Annotated in this window: 16 protein-coding genes; all 16 read left to right on the top strand. The window is 44.2% G+C overall.

Annotated elements, in window-relative coordinates:
* Positions 1-9: 9 nt before the first annotated feature.
* The 16 genes from AC58U0_RS05180 to AC58U0_RS05105 all read left to right on the top strand — a co-directional run bounded on the left by AC58U0_RS05180 (position 10) and on the right by AC58U0_RS05105 (position 22,035).
* Positions 10-2,130, top strand: coding sequence for a YIP1 family protein (locus AC58U0_RS05180; RefSeq protein WP_497377955.1), 2,121 nt, complete (start codon positions 10-12; stop codon positions 2,128-2,130).
* A complete protein-coding gene (locus AC58U0_RS05175) occupies positions 2,127-4,406 on the top strand; it encodes a DUF5696 domain-containing protein (RefSeq protein ID WP_497377954.1) in 2,280 nt (759 codons plus the stop codon). The genes AC58U0_RS05180 and AC58U0_RS05175 overlap by 4 nt, the downstream gene beginning before the upstream one ends.
* Positions 4,403-5,269, top strand: a complete 867-nt coding sequence (locus AC58U0_RS05170; protein ID WP_057303770.1) for a carbohydrate ABC transporter permease — start codon at positions 4,403-4,405, stop codon at positions 5,267-5,269. The genes AC58U0_RS05175 and AC58U0_RS05170 overlap by 4 nt, the downstream gene beginning before the upstream one ends.
* A gap of 38 nt (positions 5,270-5,307) precedes the next feature.
* The gene (locus tag AC58U0_RS05165; RefSeq protein WP_497377953.1) at positions 5,308-6,264 is read left to right on the top strand and encodes a carbohydrate ABC transporter permease; all 957 of its coding nucleotides are present in this window, start codon (positions 5,308-5,310) and stop codon (positions 6,262-6,264) included.
* A 30-nt stretch (positions 6,265-6,294) separates the two neighbouring features.
* Positions 6,295-6,993 carry a hypothetical protein gene (locus AC58U0_RS05160; protein WP_057303772.1) on the top strand — a complete coding sequence of 233 codons (699 nt, stop codon included), beginning with the start codon at positions 6,295-6,297 and terminating at the stop codon, positions 6,991-6,993.
* Between the two features lie 43 nt (positions 6,994-7,036).
* Positions 7,037-7,774: a hypothetical protein gene (locus AC58U0_RS05155; RefSeq protein ID WP_497377952.1), complete on the top strand. Its 738-nt coding sequence runs from the start codon at positions 7,037-7,039 to the stop codon at positions 7,772-7,774.
* 27 nt (positions 7,775-7,801) lie between these two features.
* Positions 7,802-8,530: a hypothetical protein gene (locus tag AC58U0_RS05150; protein WP_497377951.1), complete on the top strand. Its 729-nt coding sequence runs from the start codon at positions 7,802-7,804 to the stop codon at positions 8,528-8,530.
* Between the two features lie 60 nt (positions 8,531-8,590).
* Positions 8,591-8,764 (top strand): hypothetical protein, encoded by a 174-nt coding sequence (locus AC58U0_RS05145; RefSeq protein ID WP_497377950.1) that lies wholly within the window; start codon positions 8,591-8,593, stop codon positions 8,762-8,764.
* A 345-nt stretch (positions 8,765-9,109) separates the two neighbouring features.
* The gene (locus AC58U0_RS05140) at positions 9,110-10,117 is read left to right on the top strand and encodes a hypothetical protein (RefSeq protein WP_497377949.1); all 1,008 of its coding nucleotides are present in this window, start codon (positions 9,110-9,112) and stop codon (positions 10,115-10,117) included.
* A gap of 55 nt (positions 10,118-10,172) precedes the next feature.
* A complete protein-coding gene (locus AC58U0_RS05135; RefSeq protein ID WP_497377948.1) occupies positions 10,173-11,516 on the top strand; it encodes an ABC transporter substrate-binding protein in 1,344 nt (447 codons plus the stop codon).
* 193 nt (positions 11,517-11,709) lie between these two features.
* Complete coding sequence (locus AC58U0_RS05130; RefSeq protein WP_497377947.1) at positions 11,710-13,080, top strand: S-layer homology domain-containing protein; 1,371 nt, start codon at positions 11,710-11,712, stop codon at positions 13,078-13,080.
* Between the two features lie 152 nt (positions 13,081-13,232).
* Positions 13,233-13,877 carry an ABC transporter ATP-binding protein gene (locus tag AC58U0_RS05125; RefSeq protein ID WP_497377946.1) on the top strand — a complete coding sequence of 215 codons (645 nt, stop codon included), beginning with the start codon at positions 13,233-13,235 and terminating at the stop codon, positions 13,875-13,877.
* Positions 13,861-14,895: an efflux RND transporter periplasmic adaptor subunit gene (locus tag AC58U0_RS05120; protein WP_497377945.1), complete on the top strand. Its 1,035-nt coding sequence runs from the start codon at positions 13,861-13,863 to the stop codon at positions 14,893-14,895. The genes AC58U0_RS05125 and AC58U0_RS05120 overlap by 17 nt, the downstream gene beginning before the upstream one ends.
* Before the next feature lie 12 nt (positions 14,896-14,907).
* On the top strand, positions 14,908-17,808 hold the full coding sequence (locus tag AC58U0_RS05115; protein WP_497377944.1) for an ABC transporter permease: 2,901 nt from the start codon (positions 14,908-14,910) through the stop codon (positions 17,806-17,808).
* 1 nt (position 17,809) lies between these two features.
* Positions 17,810-18,688, top strand: coding sequence for an ABC transporter ATP-binding protein (locus AC58U0_RS05110; protein WP_497377943.1), 879 nt, complete (start codon positions 17,810-17,812; stop codon positions 18,686-18,688).
* Between the two features lie 194 nt (positions 18,689-18,882).
* Positions 18,883-22,035, top strand: coding sequence for an S-layer homology domain-containing protein (locus AC58U0_RS05105; protein ID WP_497377942.1), 3,153 nt, complete (start codon positions 18,883-18,885; stop codon positions 22,033-22,035).
* The last annotated feature ends 6 nt before the right edge of the window (positions 22,036-22,041 follow it).

Genomic DNA, 22,041 nt, shown 5'->3' with positions numbered 1-22,041 from the left:
GGTTTGAGCATGAAAATAAGATGCCACAGGTGGAGGCTTTTCCTTTCCTTGATCATCTTGTGCACCGCGCTGTTGCCTGCAACTACGCACGCCGAAGTGAAATATTCGACCTATACAAAGGATAGTTACAACAATCAGATATGGCTTCAACCGGCTTACTTTCCACTGGATGTAATCGGAGAGGATCTGTATACAACGGATCCTAAGCAGCCAAATGTTAAAACGCCCTCACCGTTACGAAATCCAAAAGATATCTTTATCGATGTGAAGAACGAAGTCTACATCGTTGATACGGGCAACAACCGGATTGTCCATATGACTGAAAAGGGACAACTGCTGCGCTATCTGACGCTCCCGGAAAGCCCGCTCAACAAACCGGAAGGCATATTTGTCACCAAAGAGGGCGACATCTATATCGCGGATACGGGGAACAAAAGAGTGATTAAGCTGGACAAAAATGGGAAGATGCAAACCGAATTTAAACGACCGGACTCCAAATACATCCCAGCGACGTTCGTCTTCGATCCGGCAAAAGTGATGGTGGACGAACGGGGATTCCTGTACATTGCGGTGCATGGCGGTTACGAGGGGATCGTACTGCTTGACCCGAAAGGTAAATTTCAGGGCTTTTTTGGCGCAAACAAAACGGCTCTTTCTCCGTTAGACGCTTTAAAGCGCATGTTATACACCAAGAAAATGTATGCCAATGAGGTCGCGAAGAGGCCAGAGACGATAAACAGTGTCGCTACGGATAAGAACGGTTATATCTATACGGTTACGGGCGGTATGGCCAAAAGCGACCAATTAAAGAAATTAAATATTAAAGGGAATAATTTACTTCGCAGCTCCAATAAAACATTCGGGGAAGTCGTTCCCGGGGATGTTCCGATAGGGCCTATAACCTCAGGTCCGCAGCTGATTGATGTGGCCGTTGACCAAAGCGGCAACATGATCGTGGTCGATTCGCAATTTAAATATATTAGCCATTATGATGCATCTGGCAATTTGTTGTACTTTTGGGGCGGCGCTTCAGCAGTCGGATCGTCTCAAGTAGGTCTCTTGAAAAGCCCTGTGGCACTCGATGTGAATGCCAGGAATGAATTGTTCGTTTTGGACGATCAGGAAAATATCGTTCAAGTATTCCGTTTATCGGAGTTTGGCCAAAAAGTGGATCAAGCCAACCAACAGACGCTAGCGGGTTATTACGAGGACAGTGAAAAATCGTGGCAGGATGTTCTTCGTATGAATGCCCAATTCACTCCAGCCATTATGGGATTGGCACAAGCGGCTTTTACAAAAGAACAGTATGAAGAAGCGAAAAAGCTGTTTAAAGAGGCTGGGAACCAGGAAGGGTACTCTGACGCCTTTTGGCAAATCAGGATGAAATGGTTACAACAGAACTTCTCCTGGATTGCGAGCCTATTGTTATTCAGCGGAATTTTATACATGTTGATCAATAAATGGACCTCCAAAAGCAGGTTCCGAGATAAATGGCGCAATAGAAGGCGGACACATCACAGCTTCCTAATGAATTTCAAGCATGTATTTTATATGATGAAACACCCGATTGATGGATTTATTGCCATACGCTATGAAGGTAAAGGCAGCTACTTGAGTGCGATAATCATCTTACTTTGCGTGTATGCTTCCCTGGTGATCAAAAGGCTTGTTACCAGCTTTTCCTTTGACGCTTCGATCCATGTCGATATTTATTCGATATTTACACAGTTTTTCATTGTTTGGATTGCGTGGGTCATTGCCAACTATCTCGTGAGCTCCATTTATCGAGGAGAGGGTAGGTTTCGAGATATTTTTATCGGAAGCGCTTATGCGCTCGTACCGTATATGGTTATTGGTATTCCGCTTGCCTTCATTTCGAATATCATGACGATGTCCGAGTCTACTATTTACCATTATGTGGCGCAAGGGATGATTGTATGGATCGGTTTATTGATATTCTGGAAAATTCAGTGGATTCATAATTACAGCGTAGGAGAAACCGCATTGAACATCGTATTTACGCTTTGCACCATGTTGGTCATTGGTGTTCTCATCTTTATTACAACCGGATTGACCAACGATTTGGCATCATTAATCTATGAAATGTACCAGGAGGTGATCTTGAGATGATAGGGATAATCAAACGGGGGAAAACCGCAGCAGTCGTTACCATCCTGCTCTTGGTCGCCATCTTCTTGGTCGTGGTTAATGTCAAAATCGAGTTCAAAGCTCCGGAAAATCGCATACCCTTACCGGCGAAGATAGAAAGTTCAGCAGCTACTGTCAATAGTGTCGCCGCCCAATTGCCTAAAGAGAGCGACTTTAAAAATGTCGCCGAAACGGATCTGCTGCGTTTAAAAATGGATGAAAAAACCGGCCATTTTATCGTGGAAGACAAACGGAATGCAAATGTCTATCGTTCTTTTCCAAATCCGGCATATTGGGATAAGGAAAAGATCTCGGAGACCTGGAAAAAGCATTTGGCCTCACCGCTAATGGTTCAATATGTCGATTTCTCGAAAAACATCCTGCAAGCGAAGGAAACAAACTTGGCAGCGGATGGGGGACGGGTCAAAGAGATAAAATTGATTCCGGGCGGTTTTTCATTGGTGTATGAACTGCCTGCAACCGGATTTACGATCCCGATTGAGGTGAAAATCGAAAACGATTATGTAGAGACGAAGATTATACGCGAAGGCGTCAAGGAAGCGAATATGGGTCTCGTCTGGGCTAGGTTGTTTCCATTCTTCGGAGCTGAATATACCGTTTCCGGACAGGAAGGATATATGTTCATACCAGACGGCGCTGGAGCATTGGTGCGGTTTAAGGATAATCAGTTGAACGTCAACAAAATATACGATGAAGCTGTATACGGTCAAGATAACACTTTCGCGGGTCTTAGCAACAATCGCAACAAAATTGTGATGCCGGTATTCGGTATGAAGACGGGTACCAAAGGGTTTGTGGCCATCGTTCACGACGGAGACGAATACGCCAACATCGTTGCAGCGCCAGCAGGGGTGCTCAGCAACTATAACTGGGTGACTGCTCAAATGAATTTCCGGTCGAGCTTCTTGCAGTTTACAACGAGAAATACGAATGTCCCTGATTCATGGGGGTATATCGATTATAACCGAGAAGAAGTGTTCGGCAGTGACCGTATTGTGCGTTACTACCTATTAGACAGCCAAAAATCAAACTATGTAGGTATGGCTCAAACGTACCGCCAATATCTGATGAAGGAAAAGGGGGCGAAGCCCGTCACAGTCAGCAATCCCAATATACCGATGCATGTAAACTTCATCGGGGCGGATCAAGAAGACGGCTTAGTCACCTCGCGATATCTCAATTTGACCACGACGGACGATGCCACTCAAATGGTCAATTCTTTACATGACAAAGGCATAACCAATATGTCGCTTACGTTTAAAGGTTGGCAGAAGGGGGGCTATAGCGCCTTTGGGAACACGTTTCCGGTTGATTCCCGTATCGGTGGCGATAAAGGAATGAAAGCTTTTATTGACAATGCCCATAGTTACGGTTTGCCGGTTTATTTAGAGGCCGAATATGCTTTGAACAACACAGGGGCATCAGGTTTCGACGAAAAATATCACGCCATCGTCAATTTGGCCGGGCGAAATCAAACAGTAAGTACTTTATATAACAGAGAACGAACACCAGCGGTCAGCTATAAATTTGCAGAAGAAATGGTTAAGAAAGACCTGAATGCATATAAAGCAATAGGTGCTGACGGAATTGCTGTCAACATACTCGGACAAAGACTGTTCAGCGACTATAATTCGGGGTTCGGTTCGACCAGAGATGAAGCTCGGGATGTTCAGGAGCGAATTCTAAAAACGATAAAAGAATCATTAGGCGGCGTACAAGGGAAATATGCCAATCTGTATTCACTGCCTCATATGAATTATATTCAAACGCTGGTTTACGATCATTCCTATGATTTATTTACCGACGAAGCCGTTCCTTTCGTTCAGATTGCTACCCACGGTTTAGTCACTTATTCATCGGAATATGTGAATAACCGGCAAGAAGACGTACACGACTTTTTGCGTGATATTGAATATGGCGCAGAGCCATCTTTCATTTTCACACGGGCGGAATCGAAAAAATATGTGAATTCTTTCGGTATTCGATACTACAACACCTATTTTCCCTATTGGGAGACTTTCGCCGTGGAGCAGTATAAACGATACAACGAAGCGCTCGGTGGTGTACAGGATCAGTTTATTGCCGATCACAAGACGCTGGCCCCGGGTGTAAAGCAAACAACTTACGAGAATGGTACACGGGTCATTGTGAACTATAATTTGGAGCCGTACCGCAGCGGCGATCTTGACGTTCCAGCACAAAACTTCGTTGTGGTTCGAGGAGGGGCAAGCCGATGAAAAGAAAGATGAGACTAAATTCGTCCCTAGTCGAATATTTGGAAGGTGCGCTCTTTATTGCCCCTTGGTTTATTGGCTTTCTAATTTTCATGGCGTTCCCAATTGGCTTTTCCTTGTATATGAGCTTTCAAAAAGTGACGATAACGGCTACGAAAACGACAACCGAGTATATTGCTTGGACGAATTACCGGTATATTCTTTTCGAGAACGGACAACTGTTGTACAACGATTTATTGCCGTTTCTTCGACAAGCTTTGTTTATGATTCCGATTATTGTCCTATTTGCTTTAATGATCGCCATCATTCTGAACCAGAAGTTTGCAGGTCGAACGTTTTTCCGCGCGATATTCTTTCTTCCTGTCATCTTGGCCACAGGTCAAGTCGTAGCGGAATTCCTGACGCAAGGTGAGGGTGACTTGGGCTTCATGTCGAAGTACAATGTTTCCGGCCTCATTAGTGCTAATCTATCGTCGACCTGGTCTGGGCCACTCATCAAGATTCTCGACTCGTTCGTGTTGATTCTGTGGTATTCAGGCGTACAAATCTTGATTTTCCTGGGAGGCAGACAGACCATTTCGAATTCGGCCTATGAAGCAGCTCGAATTGACGGCGCTGGTCCTTGGGAAACGTTCTGGAAAATTACACTTCCAGCCATGACGCCATTTATTTTCCTAAATATGATCTATACCGTCGTCGACTTGTTTACGTTCCCGACTAATCCTATTTTGGGAAAGGTTAGAGAAAGTGAATATGGGTCATATAGCGCGTTGATATGGATTTATTTCCTTATCATCAGCTTCTTCCTGGCGATTATTTTCATCATCTTCAGCAGGGTAACAAAGTCGCAAAGGGAGACTGTTTAACGTTTAAACAACAAAAAACTTATTGTTGGGGTGAAGCTATGATCGGATTAAAAATCAAGAAAGAGCATTCGGATTCGTTTCTGCTTTGGTTAAATAAAGCCCGTTATATGATTATAGGCAGAGAAGCAGATAAAGGGATGCTGTTTAAATTTTTTATTTATTTAATATTACTGGATACAGCCTACATTTATCTGAAGCCTATCCTCCATATGATAACGACGATGGTCAAAAACGCAGATGATTTGCTGGACCCTTCCGTTAATTGGTTTCCACGGACGATCTACCTCGGAAACCTGCAGGAAGCTTGGGCTTGGTTGAAATATCCGAAAGCTTTCAGCATCAGCTTGACGCTCTCTCTTTCCGTGGCCATCCTGCAAACGCTTTCCTGTGCTGTGACCGGTTATGCCTTCGCAAGATTGAAAGTCCCTTTTAAGAGGCTGATGTTTTTTCTTTTGCTGCTGACATTTATTGTCCCGATGCAGGTTACCATCTTGCCGAATATCATTTATGCTAGGGAATTAGGCCTTCTAAATACGATTTACCCCATTATTGTGCCCGCATTTTTCGGTCTAGGTTTAAAGGGGGCACTGTTCGTCATCATTTATCGTCAATTTTTCTCCACCCAACCGAAGGAACTAGAGGAAGCAGCCAGAATTGATGGGGCCAATGTGTTTAAAATATTTTACAAAGTGATGATGCCGCTTGCCAAACCTGCTATTCTCGTCGTATTTTTATTTTCCTTCGTATGGACCTGGAACGACTTCTATTTGCCGAGCATGTATTTGTCCGATATCGAAACAGCACCTCTCTCGATGGGTATCTCACGCATAGCCTCTGCGCTGCGGCAGCAAGCCGAACAATATGGACCGTCGGTTAATGACGAAGCGATCAGAATGGCTACCACGTTCATGATGATCATTCCGCCGATGCTTTTGTATACATTCACACAGCGCTGGTTCGTTGAGGGTGTGGAAAGAACAGGCTTGGTAGAGTAGTACAATGCAGCTAAAGGAGGATTATGGAAAATGAAACGAGTTATTGCCTTATGCGTTATCGCCGTATTTATGATTTCTATGATGGCATGTTCATCGACGGAAACGGCCACTGCACCCTCAAATGCCAAAAAATTGCTTTATGTCAAAAAGAACGAAGGCAGCAATGATCCCATTATCATTAGTCATTTGAAGAAGCTTGGCTATCAAATCATGGATACAACGGACAGCGTCTTTAAAGCGGAAGCAGCGAACGGCTATGGCGTCGTGTTTATTAGCGATTCCGTCAACTCCTCCAGAATAGATGCCAAACTGAAGAATTCCACGGTTCCCGTTGTCTATGCCAAGACTCAATCGGTCAGCATTGCCGGTTTGACGGGAATTCTGGATTACGGGGAATTGAATGATGTGAAAGCCATACAAATTAAAGACAGCAAACATCCACTTGCAGCAGGATTGAAGGATCAGGTAACTGTTTATAACAGCAATGGAAAAATGGGGTACGCAATTCCGGGCAAAGAAGCGGTTATTATTGCAACGGCTCAGGGCGACGATAAGAAAGCGGTCATTTTCGGGTATGAAAAGGGGGCGAAAAACATCAAAAATGAACCCATCCCGGCTCGTCAGGTGTTTTTCTATTTACCCGCCGGGCAAGAAATGAACCAGAACGATGAGGGGTGGAAGCTTTTGGACGCCTCTATCCAATGGGCTGCACAAAACGGGAAAAAGTAATGATTAAGCGTTTACTACTATTTTGGCAAAGGGGATTTGATTCATGAAACGTTTAGTGAACATGATCACTGTCTTAATGCTGTTTATGGCGCTAATGGCTTGTACATCGGCTCCAGTCAATATGGATTCCGTGACCAATCCATCGACAGCACCGAACAAAACGCAGAGTAATGGGAAAAAAGTTCTTTTTATCGGAAGAGACAGCGGCGGAGATGCCATCGTTACCAAACGTTTAAAAGAAGTGCATGGCTTAGAAGTGACGATCATATCAGACAAAGAGGTTGCTGCTGCAAAAGCGAATGATTATACGTTAATCTATGTCAGCGAATCTGTTAATTCCGGTAAAATCCGCGACACATTCGTAAAGACTGCCGTACCCGTCATTTATGCCGAGCCTCAATCAACCTCCGATACAGGAATGACGGGTACGGATGGATTCGGTAAATTGGATGCAGGGAACGTGGCAAAAACAATTCAAATCAAAGACAGTAAGCATCAACTTGCAGCAGGGCTAGAGAACCAGGTTGACGTTTATAAGGCTAACGGAAAAATGGGTTTCGCCACCCCTGGGGCAGAAGCTATTGTTGTGGCTACGGTACCAAATGAGGAGCAGAAAGCAACCATTTTCGCCTATGAGAAAGGCGTGAAAAACGTAAAGGACCAGCCCGTAGTCGCGCGCGAAGTGTTCTTCTATTTGTTCAATGGGGAAGAAATCAATCAAACCGAAAGCGGTTGGAAGCTATTCGATGCAGCCGTTCGTTGGGCCATGGGGAAAAAGTAGCTTTTTACAGCAAAGGAGTGATATCTCATGAAACGAATATTGAGCCTTCTCATTATTGCTGTGATCCTGATTTTCGCTACGGCTTGCACAGCAACAACACAGGGAAGTCCTGAAGCGAGCACGGGAGGAAATGCTACCAAAGTGTCTGGTAAAAGCAAAAAAGCACTCTTTGTTGGCAGAGAGAGCGGTGGTGATGCCATTACAATTAAACATTTGAAAGCACTCGGATTTGAAGTCGCGGTGACTACGGACAAAGAACTTACCGCCGACGAAGCGCTGAAATATGCGCTGGTTTTTGTTAGCTCAACCGTCAACTCTGGTCGAGTTAGCAACAAATTGATTGCTTCTCCAATACCCGTCATTTATGCCGAATCTCAAAATATAGGAGATGTGGCTTTGTCGGGTAAATCGACTGACTTTGATAATGGCGATTACTCCGGTAAGACCGTTACGATCAAAGCCGGCAATCATCCGATGGCAGCTGGGTTAAAGGGCAATGTGGACATCTATAAGCTAGATGGGAAGATCGGATTCGTTGTTCCTAGCAAGGAGGGTGTCACTGTTGCCTCAGCTCCCGATGATGACCAAAGAGCCGTTATTTGCGCGTTTGAGAAGGGCGTCAAAAACTTGAATAATGAACCAGTGCCGGCACGTCAAGTGTACTTTTATTTGGTAAACGGAGAAGAAATAAACCAGACCGACGATGGCTGGAAGCTCTTCGATGCTGCCGTAAAATGGGCGATAGGCAGCAAGTGATACTTGATTTATGAGGAACAAATGCATTAGGCTTCTCCGCTCAGGAGAGGTCTTTTCCGTATGATCATCACACGAAATGATGCAATAGATCCGGCGGTTCAACAGGTATTCGGGCAAGGCATTCCGGAGTGGAAAGGAAAGCATCTCCAGTCGCTCTTTTATTTAAATAGTGCTAAGCCTGCTCTTCGTAAACCTGGTTTGACCTTCATAGACTCGAATACGGATATGGTGTGAAATTTAATAGTGATTCAGAAGGATGGCGGATCAAGTCAATATCAATAGGGATGATCACCGTAGGAAAAGATGCAACAAACAACCTATAAAATGGAACTCCACCCCTAATGTAAGCGCAATTAATTAGTAATAAAGTAAGGATATATAAGAATGCCAAACGAAAGTTGCCGGTTCTCGCTTCATTTTTGTAAAAATAGAAGCGTTTACATGGCGAATAATGGAGGCGAGCTATGAAGAAGTATCTTATTTCACGAAGCAATCGACTAAAGGTATTCAAACTGAGAAAGCTGCCAAGTAAAATCGTATCCGATGGGATTGAATCAAGAACTTAGGGGGAATTAATTAATGAAACGTTTTCTCATCCTGCTCGTCATCGCTTTGATGACATTAACCGTGATCGCCTGCTCGTCATCCGAAGGAAATCCTGTCGCGAGCGTCTCGCCAAAAGTCACAGAATTAGCTACCACATCGATATCGCCAGTACCTACGATAACGGCAGCGCCTAAGGATTCTTCCATGGCTTCTACGGCACCATTACCAACAGCTACTTCAGTGGTTTCGGTAACTCCTGCACCAACGGAGGCTTCCAAAGCATCAGTAACGCCTGCAACTACAGATTCATCCAAGGCATCGGCAACGCCTGTACCTAAGGATTCTCCCAAATCTTCAGCGATATCTACACCAACAGCGACACAACCCGAGCCATCACAGCAGCCTGAAATTTCACCAAAGGGGAAAAAAGTGCTCTTTGTTGGGCGGGAACAAGTTCCTGTGCCTGCGGAAGATGTTGCAATGGCCGATCGTTTGAAAGGTATGGGCTTCATTGTTACTAAGCTTGGTGATAAAGATTTCACTGCCGATGAAACCAAAGGTTATGATTTGCTCTATTTCAGTCAAACGGTGAACTCAAAGTTTTTGAAAGGTGGCGTCATGAAAGATGTCGCGATTCCAACCGTCTATGTGAAAAGCCATGGTATGTTCTATCTGGGCTTATCCTCGCTCGAGGAAGGAGCCACGGTTAAAAAAATAAAATCGATCGATATCGTTGATAGCAAGCATAAAGTTGCAGGTGGCTTATCAGGCACAGTGGACGTGTATAAAGAAGCTGACACTGGTTACGGAGTTAGTTATGGAATAGTGGGCAAGGAAGCGAAAGTGATTGCAACGATCCCGGGAGATAAGACGAAGGCTGCGCTCTATTATTACGATAAAGGCTCGAAAGCTGATAACGGATACACGACTAAAGCTCGGTTATCATTCTACTATTGGAGCAACGGCATGCAGGATAATTCCACTGACGCAGGATGGAAGCTTTGGGACAATATCGTCCTGTGGACTTTACAAAATGGCTAATTGTTGTTGAAGCAATGTATAGGACAATTAATCATCATTGGAGGTACTAAACACAGTGAATAAATTTGTAAAGAGCACCTTGTTTATCGTTGCATTGCTCACACTATTCACAGGCTGTGAAAGTGGTCTTGAATCAAATCCTGTCACTACAGCTAACAAACCGACGAACAAATCGCCTGAAAATGAATTGTTTATTTACACGGTTTGGCCTTCCTTTTATGCAAAAGAAGAAAATTTCGACAAACAAATCGGTCAATTTCTTAAAAAGAAATTTCCAGATATGACGATTAAGCATGTGCACTGGGATAATCCGGGCAGACAATATCAGGACTTAATTGCGGCTGGCACCATCCCGGACATTATTCTCGATAACACTCGTATGAATGCGCAAAGATATATTATAGATAACGATCTTCAGTATGATATCAGCGATTTGATCAAAAAGTATAACTTCGATACAAACCAATTAAATCCGGCCCATATGGCCCAGATGAGAAATATGACGCCGGATGGGAAGTTATATGGTCTGCCATTCAATAATAACGATTTCGTTCTATTCTATAACAAAGACATTTTTGACAAATTTGGCGTCGACTATCCGAAGGACGGCATGACCTATGACGAAGCTTACGAGCTGGCCAAGAAGCTGACCCGTGTGGAAGGCGAAATTACATACAAAGGGTATTCTCAAAACCCTGGTCATTATATGAACTACAATCAGCTTTCTGTCTCGCCGCTTAGCCAAACGGAAGACAAGGCAAGCTTGAACACGCCGGAGTGGAAAAAGATTGTAGACAACATGAGACGTTTCTATGATATTCCTGCCAATCAGTTTGATACCGTCGAAACTTTTGCGACGAAAGGAAATATCGCCATGGCTGTGGCAACAGTGGACCATATTGTTTCGTTCCATGAGCAAAACAAAAACTTGAACTTCGATGTCGTGTCGGCACCTTCGTTTAGTGATGTTCCGGATACTAGGTATCAACCGAACCTGTATGCCATGTACATAACGAAGCAATCGACGAAAAAAGATCAAGCTTTTCAGGTAATGGCCGCAATTCTCTCCGAAGAGCATCAAGTCGATTTGGCAAAAGAAGGTGTCATCGTGCCTTTGGAAAGCAAAGCAGTCCAAGAAGCGTTTGGCCAAAATTTGATGCAAATGAGAGGCAAAAACACGAAAGCTATTTTCCATGGCAAAACCGCTTTGCCTCCGGCGGCACGCGTAGCAGGTTTAGAGTATTATGACGTTCCGATGCAGAACGTATTCGGACCTTTGATTTTCAAAGAGTCCAAAGACTCTGTAACGGCACTGCGCATGATTGAAGAACAATCAACCAAAGAAATCGAAACGAAGAAAGCTGAAAAGGCTGCACTCGATAAATCAATCAAGAAATAATCAACCTCTTAAAGACCTATAAACATGAGTAAAAGCCCCTATAATCGATTCATCTTTTCGTATTAAGGTATGAATAGTGCAAAGATGTCCTTGATGAGGAGGTGAAAAAGTAAGCCGTGTAAAGTAATGCCTTATTTACTTAACTGACTGCATGCTCGTTTCTTTATTAATCTAATATTGGATGGTGATCTGTTTGAAAAAACTTATATCAACCCTATTAATGGTTCTTCTTTTATCATTCACTTTGCTTCCATTGGCTTTTGCAGAGGGTACCGATTCGGCCGACACTCCTGCCGTTAAATCCGTGGATGATTTCAAGGATTTGAAGGATCTGCCGCAAGACGTGAAGGACAAATTTGATTCACTGATTAAAGGCGGCGTTTTTAACGGATTGACGGAAGATACATTTGGTTTGGATGCCGAAATGAATCGCGCTCAGTTTGCTAAAGTAGCCGGCATTATTTTTAAATTGACCATTGATGAAACGCTTAAAAGCTCTACATTTACGGATGTTCGTTCTGATGATCCCGCCAATTCTTATGCACTTCCTTATATTGAGGCACTGAAGAAAGCAGGGCTAACAAATGGATACGACGCAGAGGGGAAAACGTATAAGCCGTCTGGCGCAGTGTCACGTCAAGAGCTAGCAGCGTTCCTCATACGAGGTCTCGGTTTGGAGGAAGACGCTAAAAAAGCCACGCCTGTTTCGGACAACACGGTAGACGATTGGGCAAAAGGATATGTCGCGCTTGCGCTCGAAAAGAAACTTATGACGAATCAAGAAGACGGTAAATTTGGCGGTTCGAAATCGGCTACAAGAAAAATGTTGGCGCTTGCAAGCTATGAAGCGAAGAAGCTGGTTGAGGCAGATGGAACGGCTGATCCGGGTACACCGACGACTAAGCCAGACACACCGACTACACCTACTGGTGAAATTTCGGCGCAAGGTAAAAGAGTGCTTTATGTAGGAAGGGACGCATCCAGCATACCTGCGGAGGATGTATTTGTTCAAGATCGTTTGAAGGCTCTTGGTTTTAGGGTTACCAATATTATCGATAGAAAGTTCACTGTGGAAAAAACAGAAGGATATGATTTGATCTATATCAGTAATACCGTGAACTCCAAGTATCTAAAAGGTGGAGTAATGAAAGATGTCGCTATTCCAACCGTATACGCCAAAAACCATGGCATGTACTATCTCGGCCTTTCATCACAAGAGGAAAACACGAATGAGTACAATCTCAAATCAATTACCATAGTAGACCCTAAATTAAAGGCTGCTGCTGGATACTCCGACGATGTACAAGTGTATACAGAATCTAACCCTAAATTCGCGATAGGTTACGGTCTTCCGGGTAAGGAAGCAGTTAAGGTTGCCACTATCCCTGGAAAAAGCAATGAAGCTACCATGTACTATTATAATAAGGGCTCCCACTCCGATAGCGGGTATGAAGTAAAAGCACGTCTTTCGTTCTACTTTCAGACCGGTAATTATGAAAAAATGACTGATGATGCATGGAAGCTTCTAGATGCACTTGTTTTATGGACGTTGCAAAACGGATAATTTCATATGTTTAAACTCCAGTTTTCGGACTGGAGTTTTTTTCTAAGCCATATAAACGCTTTATGCCGTAAATATAGGAGTGTGAATATTCCGTGGTCATTTCGCAACAACAAAACACCAAAGCTCTTATAAGGGTAGAAGGGGTTACGAGGGTGTTCGGACGAGGTTCTACCGCTGTTCACGCATTGAAAGGAGCCAACCTATCAATCCCGGGAAAGCAGTTAGTTGCCCTCAAAGGTCGGTCTGGATCCGGCAAAACCACGTTAATGAATATGCTTGGTGCTCTTGATAGGCCAACGGAAGGCAAAGTGTACGTTCATGATGCCGAAATCAGTGGATTCACAGAGAAGAAACGCAATGAGTTGAGACGTGAACACATGGGATTGATTTTCCAGTCTTTTGCCCTGGTTCCACTGATGACGGCTTACGAAAATGTGGAGTTCGGTTTAAGAATTGCGGGCATTCCGTCCGCACTTTATAAGGAGTATGCGGAAAGGGCGCTTGAATTCGTAGGGTTGAAAGCAAGAATGAAACATCGGCCCTTTGAGATGTCTGGGGGAGAACAGCAGCGGGTTGCCATTGCGAGAGCAATTGCTCACAAACCTTCATTGATCCTAGCGGACGAACCGACAGCAGAACTGGACAGTAAGATGGGGCTTCAAGTGATGAAGGTATTCAAGGATTTGGTTCAACACGAGGGGATGACCATCATTATGACGACTCATGATCCCTCAATAATGAGCGTTGCCGATCATGTATACACATTGGAGGATGGTCAAATTGTCGAAGAAGCTTAGCAAAATCCTTTTCTCAATGCTTGGAACATGGTGCATGGCTGGTACCTTGGCAGGCTGCTCTTTGCTGCCGATTGAAGAACCAGAATTGAAACCGCCGCTTGTTCAACCTCTCACCGAATCCTTAACACTTTTTGAGGTGAAGAGCGCCAATATCGCTAAGCAAATTACGGGAGTAGCGACGTTTGCATCGGATCAAATGGATTACTTATTTTATAAAGAATCCGGCGGCAGATTGACGTCATTCAATGTGAAATTGGGAGATAAAGTACATGCAGGCGATGTCGTAGCTTCAACAGAAACAGGCGATTTGGAAATGAAAATTCGGTTGCAGGAAATTACGCTCGAAAAGATCAAAATTTCAATGGCCCAAGAAATAGCGGATAAGGGTGGCGATGATCCAGCTGTTCGTTTGAAAATGCTTGATTATGAAAGCGCTCAAATTCAGTTGAAATCGTTGCGGAGTCAATTGGAGAGGACGACTCTCGTTGCAACGGTTGACGGCATCGTAACTTACATTGAACCGATGAAACTGGGCGATCAAGTATCAGCGTATAAACAACTAGTGACAATCTCAGACCCGAATAAGATGAAACTCGTTTATACGGCCTCCAGTCAGAATGATTTGGTTGGCGTTGAAATAAACATGGATGTCAATGTGAAAATAAAAGATAAAACATATATAGGGAAGGTCGTTCAAACGCCAATGACCGCACCGATAAGCGATAATAAAACGGTACAGGATAAGAACTCGAAGTCACTCTTTATTAACGTGCAGGGACTACCGGCAGAAGTGACGATTGGTTCCCAAGCCGACATCACCATTGTGACAGAAAAGAGAGAGAATGTGTTGGTCATCCCTAGAGCGGGGCTGCGCAGCTACATGGGGCGCGACTATGTACAGGTTATGGAAGGAGAAAGCAGGAAAGAGATCGATGTGGAGAAAGGGATCGTTGCGGCAAGGGAAGTGGAAATACGCAAAGGTATTACCGCAGGGCAGAAGATTATTTTGAATAATTAGGAGGTTAAGAGATTGGCATTATTTATCATGATCTTGCGCAAAATGATCAATAATAAATGGCTGGAGCTTAGCCTGCTATTCGGATTGGTGTTATCTGTGGCTCTTACGAGCACGATGCCGATATATACAAATGCGATCTTGCAAAGATTACTAATTCAGGAGCTGCAGCAATTGCAAACCTCTAGCAGTCAGTATCCCGGCATCTATTGGTTGTCAGCAAATTTGGTTCCAGAAGATAAGCAAAAGAACGAAAAAATTTCTGAAACCGATGAATTTCTGATCAAAGCCAGTAATCGCTTTGGCCTTCCTGTCCAGCATCTCGTCCGTGAAAGGTCGACAGAGCGATATGGTCTTACTCCGGCCGAACCAGACAAAGTCGATATCCACATACAGCGGTCAGCGGATTTCTCTGCCATTGATGGTATGGAGGAACACATTCGGCTAGTGGATGGACGTCTACCGGAGAAAGAGCCGATTAATGGGGTGTATGAAGCGCTTGTTGTAAAAGAAGCTTTGACAGAACTTGGCATGGTGCTGAATACCGTTTTTACAATCCAAGATGAGAATATGAAGCAACCGGTTTACGTGAAGCCTGTAGGCGTATTTGATCGTAAGGATTACGCAGATCTATACTGGTATAATATTCCAAGCAGCTATAAAAACAGCTTTCTGATCGATTTTGATATGTTTGAAAAAGAGTTTACAGCCGGTGGCAAATTGACGATCCAGTCAAGCTATTGGTATTTGGCCCTTGATTATAGCAAAATGTCGCTAGTATCCACGAACGATTTCATTGATGCTCATCGCACGATCACGGCTCATATGGAGAAACGTTACGAAACTCACAATACGAATGCTCCTGCCTTACAAACTTTGGGTGCCTATTACGTAAAAGAAACCAATCTAAGGCTGATGCTCTGGTCGTTAAATGTGCCCGTTATGCTCATGCTCGCCTTTTACTTGTACATGGTTGCAAACTTGATCACGGAACGCCAGAAAACGGAAATCGCCGTATTACGCAGTCGGGGAGCTAGTCGCTTGCAAATCATTTTCAGTTATGTCGTGGAGGGCTTAGTGCTCGGCACGATGGCTTTCTTCATCGGGCCGTATTTCGGTGCTTTTTTGACTAAACTATTGGGTGCTTCGAGCGGGTTTCTTGAATTCGTACAGCGGGCTAAGCTTGAGGTTGAATTGAATCGGGATGCTTTACTGTATGGGTTGATTGCTGTCGCAAGCTCACTTGTGATGACACTGATTCCGGTATTCCTTGCCATGAGGGTAACGATTGTCGGGCAAAAACAGCAGTCGGCAAGACAGGAGAAAAGCTCTTTTTGGCATAAATATTTCATAGATGTCATGTTGATTGGGATAGCCCTTTACGGCTTGAATAATTATAAAACGCGAATTAAAGAGCTGCTGTCGCTTGGCTTAAAGTCCGGCGATTTAAAGGTAGATCCACTGTTATTTCTCATTCCGGCACTTTTTATATTGGGTATGGGTCTGTTCATTCTTCGATTTTACCCTTGGTTTATGCGTTTGGTGTTTAAGGTCGGCAGACGTTGGTGGCCACCTTCCCTTTACAGCACACTGATACAAGTCAGCCGTTCGACCATTCAATATCAATTTATTATGGTTTTTCTGATTATCACAATTGCCACAGGCCTATTCAGTGCCAGTGCTACCCGTACGATCAACAAGAATACAGCTGATAAAATCCATTACTCCGCGGGTGCCGATATCACGATGCAAATCCGTTGGGAGAATGATGCCCCTCCGGCTATTTTGACCGGTTTAATGAAAGAATCCGAAGAGGAATCTGCTGATTCCAATGCTGATTCCGATGCTCCACATAAGACGCAATATACAGAGCCGTCATTCCTACCGTTTACTCAGCTTAATGGTGTGGAACACGCCGCGAAGGTGTTTAATAAAAAGGATGCGATTTACACTCGGGGAAAGACAACTGAACATATACAACTTATGGGAATCGAAAGTAAACAGTTCGGTGAAACCGCATGGATGCGCGATCGTTTACTTGACCATCATATCAATGATTATTTAAACTTGATCGCTCGCAACCCGTCTGCTGTTTTAATTTCCAAATCGATGGCCGAAGAATACAGCCTGAAACCTGGCGACACCATGACTCTTGGCTGGGAAGGCGTAGAAGGCGCCCAATTTACCGTGTACGGGGTGATTGATTATTGGCCGTCTTGGAATCCAAACCCCGGTGTGAATGACACAGTGACAACCACAACGAAGCAGGGGTCCACTACGAAAATAAAGAAGCCAAATCTTGTGATCGGCCAACTTCCTTATATTCAAAACAATCTTGCGCTGGAACCCTATGAGGTTTGGTTGAAGCTGAAACCAGAGGCTAGCAGTCAAGCGGTATATCAAGCCATCGTCGATCATGGCTATGAGATAGAGTCTTTGAGGGATGCCAAACAGGAACTGATTAAGTCGATCAAGGATCCCTTCCAGATGGCCATTAATGGTGTGATGACGCTCGGGTTTCTGATATCGATCTTTATTTGCTTTTTTGGCTTCCTGTTATATTGGGTTCTCTCCTTATTTGCTCGGACGCTTCAGTTCGGCATTTTGAGAGCGATGGGCATTTCCTTTTTCCAGTTGATATTGATGCTTATTGGTGAGCAAATCTTGATCTCCGGTGCGGCGATTCTCATTGGAATTCTGACCGGTAACTTGGCGAGTCATTTGTTCGTACCCTTATTTGAATTGTCATTTGATCCGAAAACGCAGGTACCGCCATTCAAAGTTACATTTGATCCTCGTGATCAAGTTCGGCTGTACTGGATCGTCACTTTGATGATCGCGATTGGATTGGGGGTACTTGGTTCTTTCGTATCCCGAATCCGAATTCATCAAGCTGTTAAGTTAGGGGAGGATTAGGATGATCCATTGTAATAATCTGGTCAAAATTTATAAAATTGCTGATTTGGAGGTAGTCGCGTTACAAGGATTGGACTTGCAAGTGGAGGTTGGTGAATTGATGGCTATTATCGGCAACAGCGGAAGCGGTAAGTCGACACTGCTAAATATGCTTGGGGGGCTTGACCGCCCCTCGGCTGGCAGTCTAAGGGTGGATGGCAAAGATTTGCTCAGCATGTCAGAGAAGGACATCGTGAGTTACAAACGAGAGACGGTAGGCTTCGTATGGCAGAACAATGCACGGAATTTAATTCCATACTTGACGGCATTGGAAAATGTGGAGCTGCCCATCTTACTTCAGGGCAAGCGCAAGCGAGAACGAGCCATGGAACTGCTGGAAGCCGTAGGCCTCAGTCATCGGTTGAAAAACAGACTGAACCAACTCTCAGGCGGAGAACAGCAGCGAGTTGCCATCGCTATAGCGCTGGCAAACCATCCGAAGCTCTTGCTCGCGGATGAACCAACCGGCTCAGTCGATACGAACATGGCCAATCAAATTTTGGATTTGTTCCGGCATTTGACCCGGAGTCTGGGGCTCACTGTCGTTATTGTTACGCACGATCCGCTGCTTGCCAAAAAAGTCGATCGCGTAGTAGCGATTCGAGACGGGAAAACTTCCTCGGAAATAGTGAGGCGTAAATCGTTCGATCAAGAACTGCTTGAAGCGGTGTATGGTATCGAAGAGCAGGAAGAAGAGTCGCACGTCGAATATGCGGTGCTGGACCAAGCGGGTCGGTTACAAATTCCTTCAAACTACTTGGAATCAATAGGAGTGAAAGATACGAATAAAGTCCAAGTTACGTTAGAGGAGGGCAGAATCGTACTTCTGCCACCCGAATAATGATGAAGTAAACAACCTATAAAGATGCATAAAAGCCCCTATAAAAAGTTCGCATTTTTGCCATATAGTTAGGTCATGCAAGTAAACTGAGATTGGAGAGTGGGTTGATGTGATCAGAGAGACAACAGTGTTCAAGCGAAATGTAAGCGTTTTATTTTCACATGCTTTTGCTTGTTGGGAGGTGTATGCATCCAATGAATAAACAAATTGCGCTTTTCTTATCGTTCTTACTTTTCTGTTACTGCTTATCTCCTATGGCTTATGCGGCTGATACCTCGTCGCAAACCTCACAAACGACAACCACACCTTCAACATCGACTACACCATCTGCGACACCAGCGGCAACTACAAAAGCAACAACTCCATCATCGTCTGTAACTTCAGACACGTATCTGGCCGACCAGTTTGGCGATTTGAAAAATGCTTCGAAGGACGACAAGAAAAAGATTAACGCTTTATTAAAAATGGATGCGATCGATACGGCGTCAGTAGATTCTTTCGGTTTAGACCAACAAATCACTCGTGCCCAATTGGCGAAAACGGTCACAATCATTTTAGGATTACGCATCGACAAAGCGGTTGCAACATCGAACTTTTCCGACGTCCAATCGGATGACCCTACACGTCCTTATATCGAGGCTTTGAAGAACTCGGCTCTTACGTACGATGTGGCAGATAAGTTCAATCCAACCGGGCAAGTGACCCGCCAAGAACTTGCCATGCTGCTGATCAAGGGACTTGGTTTGGATGAGAAAGCGAAAGCAGAGATGCCTAGCAAGGATGAAACGGTAAACGTTACATACAAGAGCTACGTAACTTACGCGCTTAAGCAAAAAATCATGACTAACCAAGTTGGTGGCAAATTCGGAGGTAATGTCCCTGTTACAAGAAAAGACTTTGCTCTGGCAGCTTATGCAGCGATGCAGTTGCATGCAACAACGGCGAAGCCTGCAAAAGCTTCTATTGCCGAGTTAAAAGTGATCGGTAACAGCAAAATGACCGTAAGACTGAATCGGGATGTCGATATCGATAAGGCTGTTCTGACTGTTACGAAAGAAGGTTCAGTAGATTCGGATAATAAGCCTTTGGTATTTACAGGAGGCACCGATTGGTCGGATGATAATGTGACAGCCAAGCTTGATATGGACGATCCATTCACATTCGGTACTTATACAGTAACATTGTCTGGAGTCGATGTTGCGAACGGAACCATATCATTTACCCCTGAGAATGAACGCGTCACCAAGCTGGAGATTGTTACCGCAACGGAGAAGCTTCCTAGATCCAAAGCCCTCGTTGAGTACAGCGCAACCAATCAGTATGGAGAAAAGATGAAGAAAATATCAGCAAGCAATGTGAGTGTGTTCGTTTCTGCACAAAAGAACATTGCGGCTACAGTACTTTCTGGAGTCAACGCGATCAGCCTCGATTTAAGCGACATAGTTCCGAATAGTTCGATAACCGTTTTTTTGCTTGAGAAGAGCGGTTATATATCCGTGACCAAATCATTTATCGTAGGTGATCCTCCGCTAGTGAAAAAAGTCGATTTAGGTGATGTGAAAAGCAATCTGAAACTCCCGATCGGGCAATTATTCTTTAGAGCCGGAGAGAAGGCCTACCTTGCCTTTAAAGCTTATGACCAGTATGGAAACCGCGTTGTCGATCCGCTATATTTGAACGTCGGAATAGGTAAGTCCTTTACTGGGGGTTTGGGAAATGTATTTAGAACTGACGGCCAGAATGATTTCATCGATTTTGAAAACGATGGTTATCCTGAATTACAATTAGTAGCCTACCCGAATTTGGATAGCGATAAGGAAGTAACTGTCACTTTGTTCTACGACAATCAGCAGGTTTTCCAGAAAGTTACAGTGAAGACGCCGAAGGCGCCCACTTCTGTCACGATGGGTCCCTTAACAAATCCGATAACGGAAGGCGATACGAACGTCTCAGTCAATTTGAAAATCGTAGATTCATCTAATTATGAATTGACTGCCACCGAAAGAGCGGATCTCTTAACGGCTGGTAAAATTACGATCTATGCCACTGGTGGTCTTGTACTGGCTAATCCGGCAATTAATTCTACAGGAGCAATTATCGTTCAACAGGTGGCGGGGGCAGGTCCAGCAGCTATTAATATTCGACTTAATGGGCTCGGTCAAACCGTATCATTTCCAATCAATATCTCGGCTGCCCGCAAGCCGGATTCAATTAAAGTAGATCTGAATAGCTCTGCTCCTAACGTATTGGCGCTTAATGGGGTGAATACCAAGTTTTCCAGTACTGGAGTGACGACGGCCAAAGCGCAATTCATCATTTACGATCAAACCGGTACTGAATACAAAATTAACCGAGACGATTATAAGATTCAATTGAAACTCGAGAAAATCAGTGGCGATACGGGGGCGATTTCAAATACTTCTGGAGCTGTATCACTCACAGATACGAGTCCGACGGCACTAAAAGGGGTTAGGGATATAAGCTCACAAGGCATCACATTCAACCCATCTAAAACCTTGTCGGGGAGTTACAAATTGTCAGCTTCGATCGTTCAAGTTGACTTGAGTGGGAAAGTTCTAGAGACATTGAGCACCGATTCGGTAACGGTAGATATCAAGAACATATCGAATGCGAACTTGACCTACTCTGTTGAAATGTCGAGCAGCGGCGATCTCTTTGCGATTGCAAGAACGCTTTTCGACAGCGGAGTAGCTGCCACTGTTACGGATGTAACGTACTTAATGAGTGACTATTCGATGCTTACCCAAACTGCCATAGTAAAAGTTAAAGATGGATCAAGCGTTGAAGCCTTTTCCATTACACCAAAGGCGGTTACCTCTGATAACCCAAAGGTCATCGGCGCTAGAGGAAATAGGATTATTGGGCTCGATTCTGGTAAAACCAATTTGACGGTTTGGTACGACTCTCCGCTTGGAGGCGTGCAGAAGCTCACCATAACTAAAGGGGCCAATGTGGATACAATTATTCCTAGTGAGATTAAGACAAATGGCAGTCCAGCTACGATTACAGGTGACCCGGTGGCTCAGCTAAACGGAAAGTACATTTGGGATTCCAGCTTGTTGGGCAAATTACAGGCTACCACGAGTTATGGTACGGTTAATCTGCATCAAGCCACTTATTTACTAGGTATTGCAGGAGTTCAGGCTTTCATCAGCGACCTTGTTTATGCTGACGGTACGACGACTGCTCAACAGGATACGGTCACTATCAATCCCGATTTCACTTTAACTTATACCAAAAAAGGCGGTACAAGCAACATTAAGCAATTTACGATTTATGTCGTTGCGGGAACGTATTCCAAAGCGTTTGTAGTTAATTTGCAATAATTGGCA

The sequence above is a fragment of the Paenibacillus sp. J31P190 genome (assembly GCF_059692075.1).
Note: the sequence above shows the minus strand (reverse complement) of the source record. Positions and strands in the feature narration are given on the sequence as shown.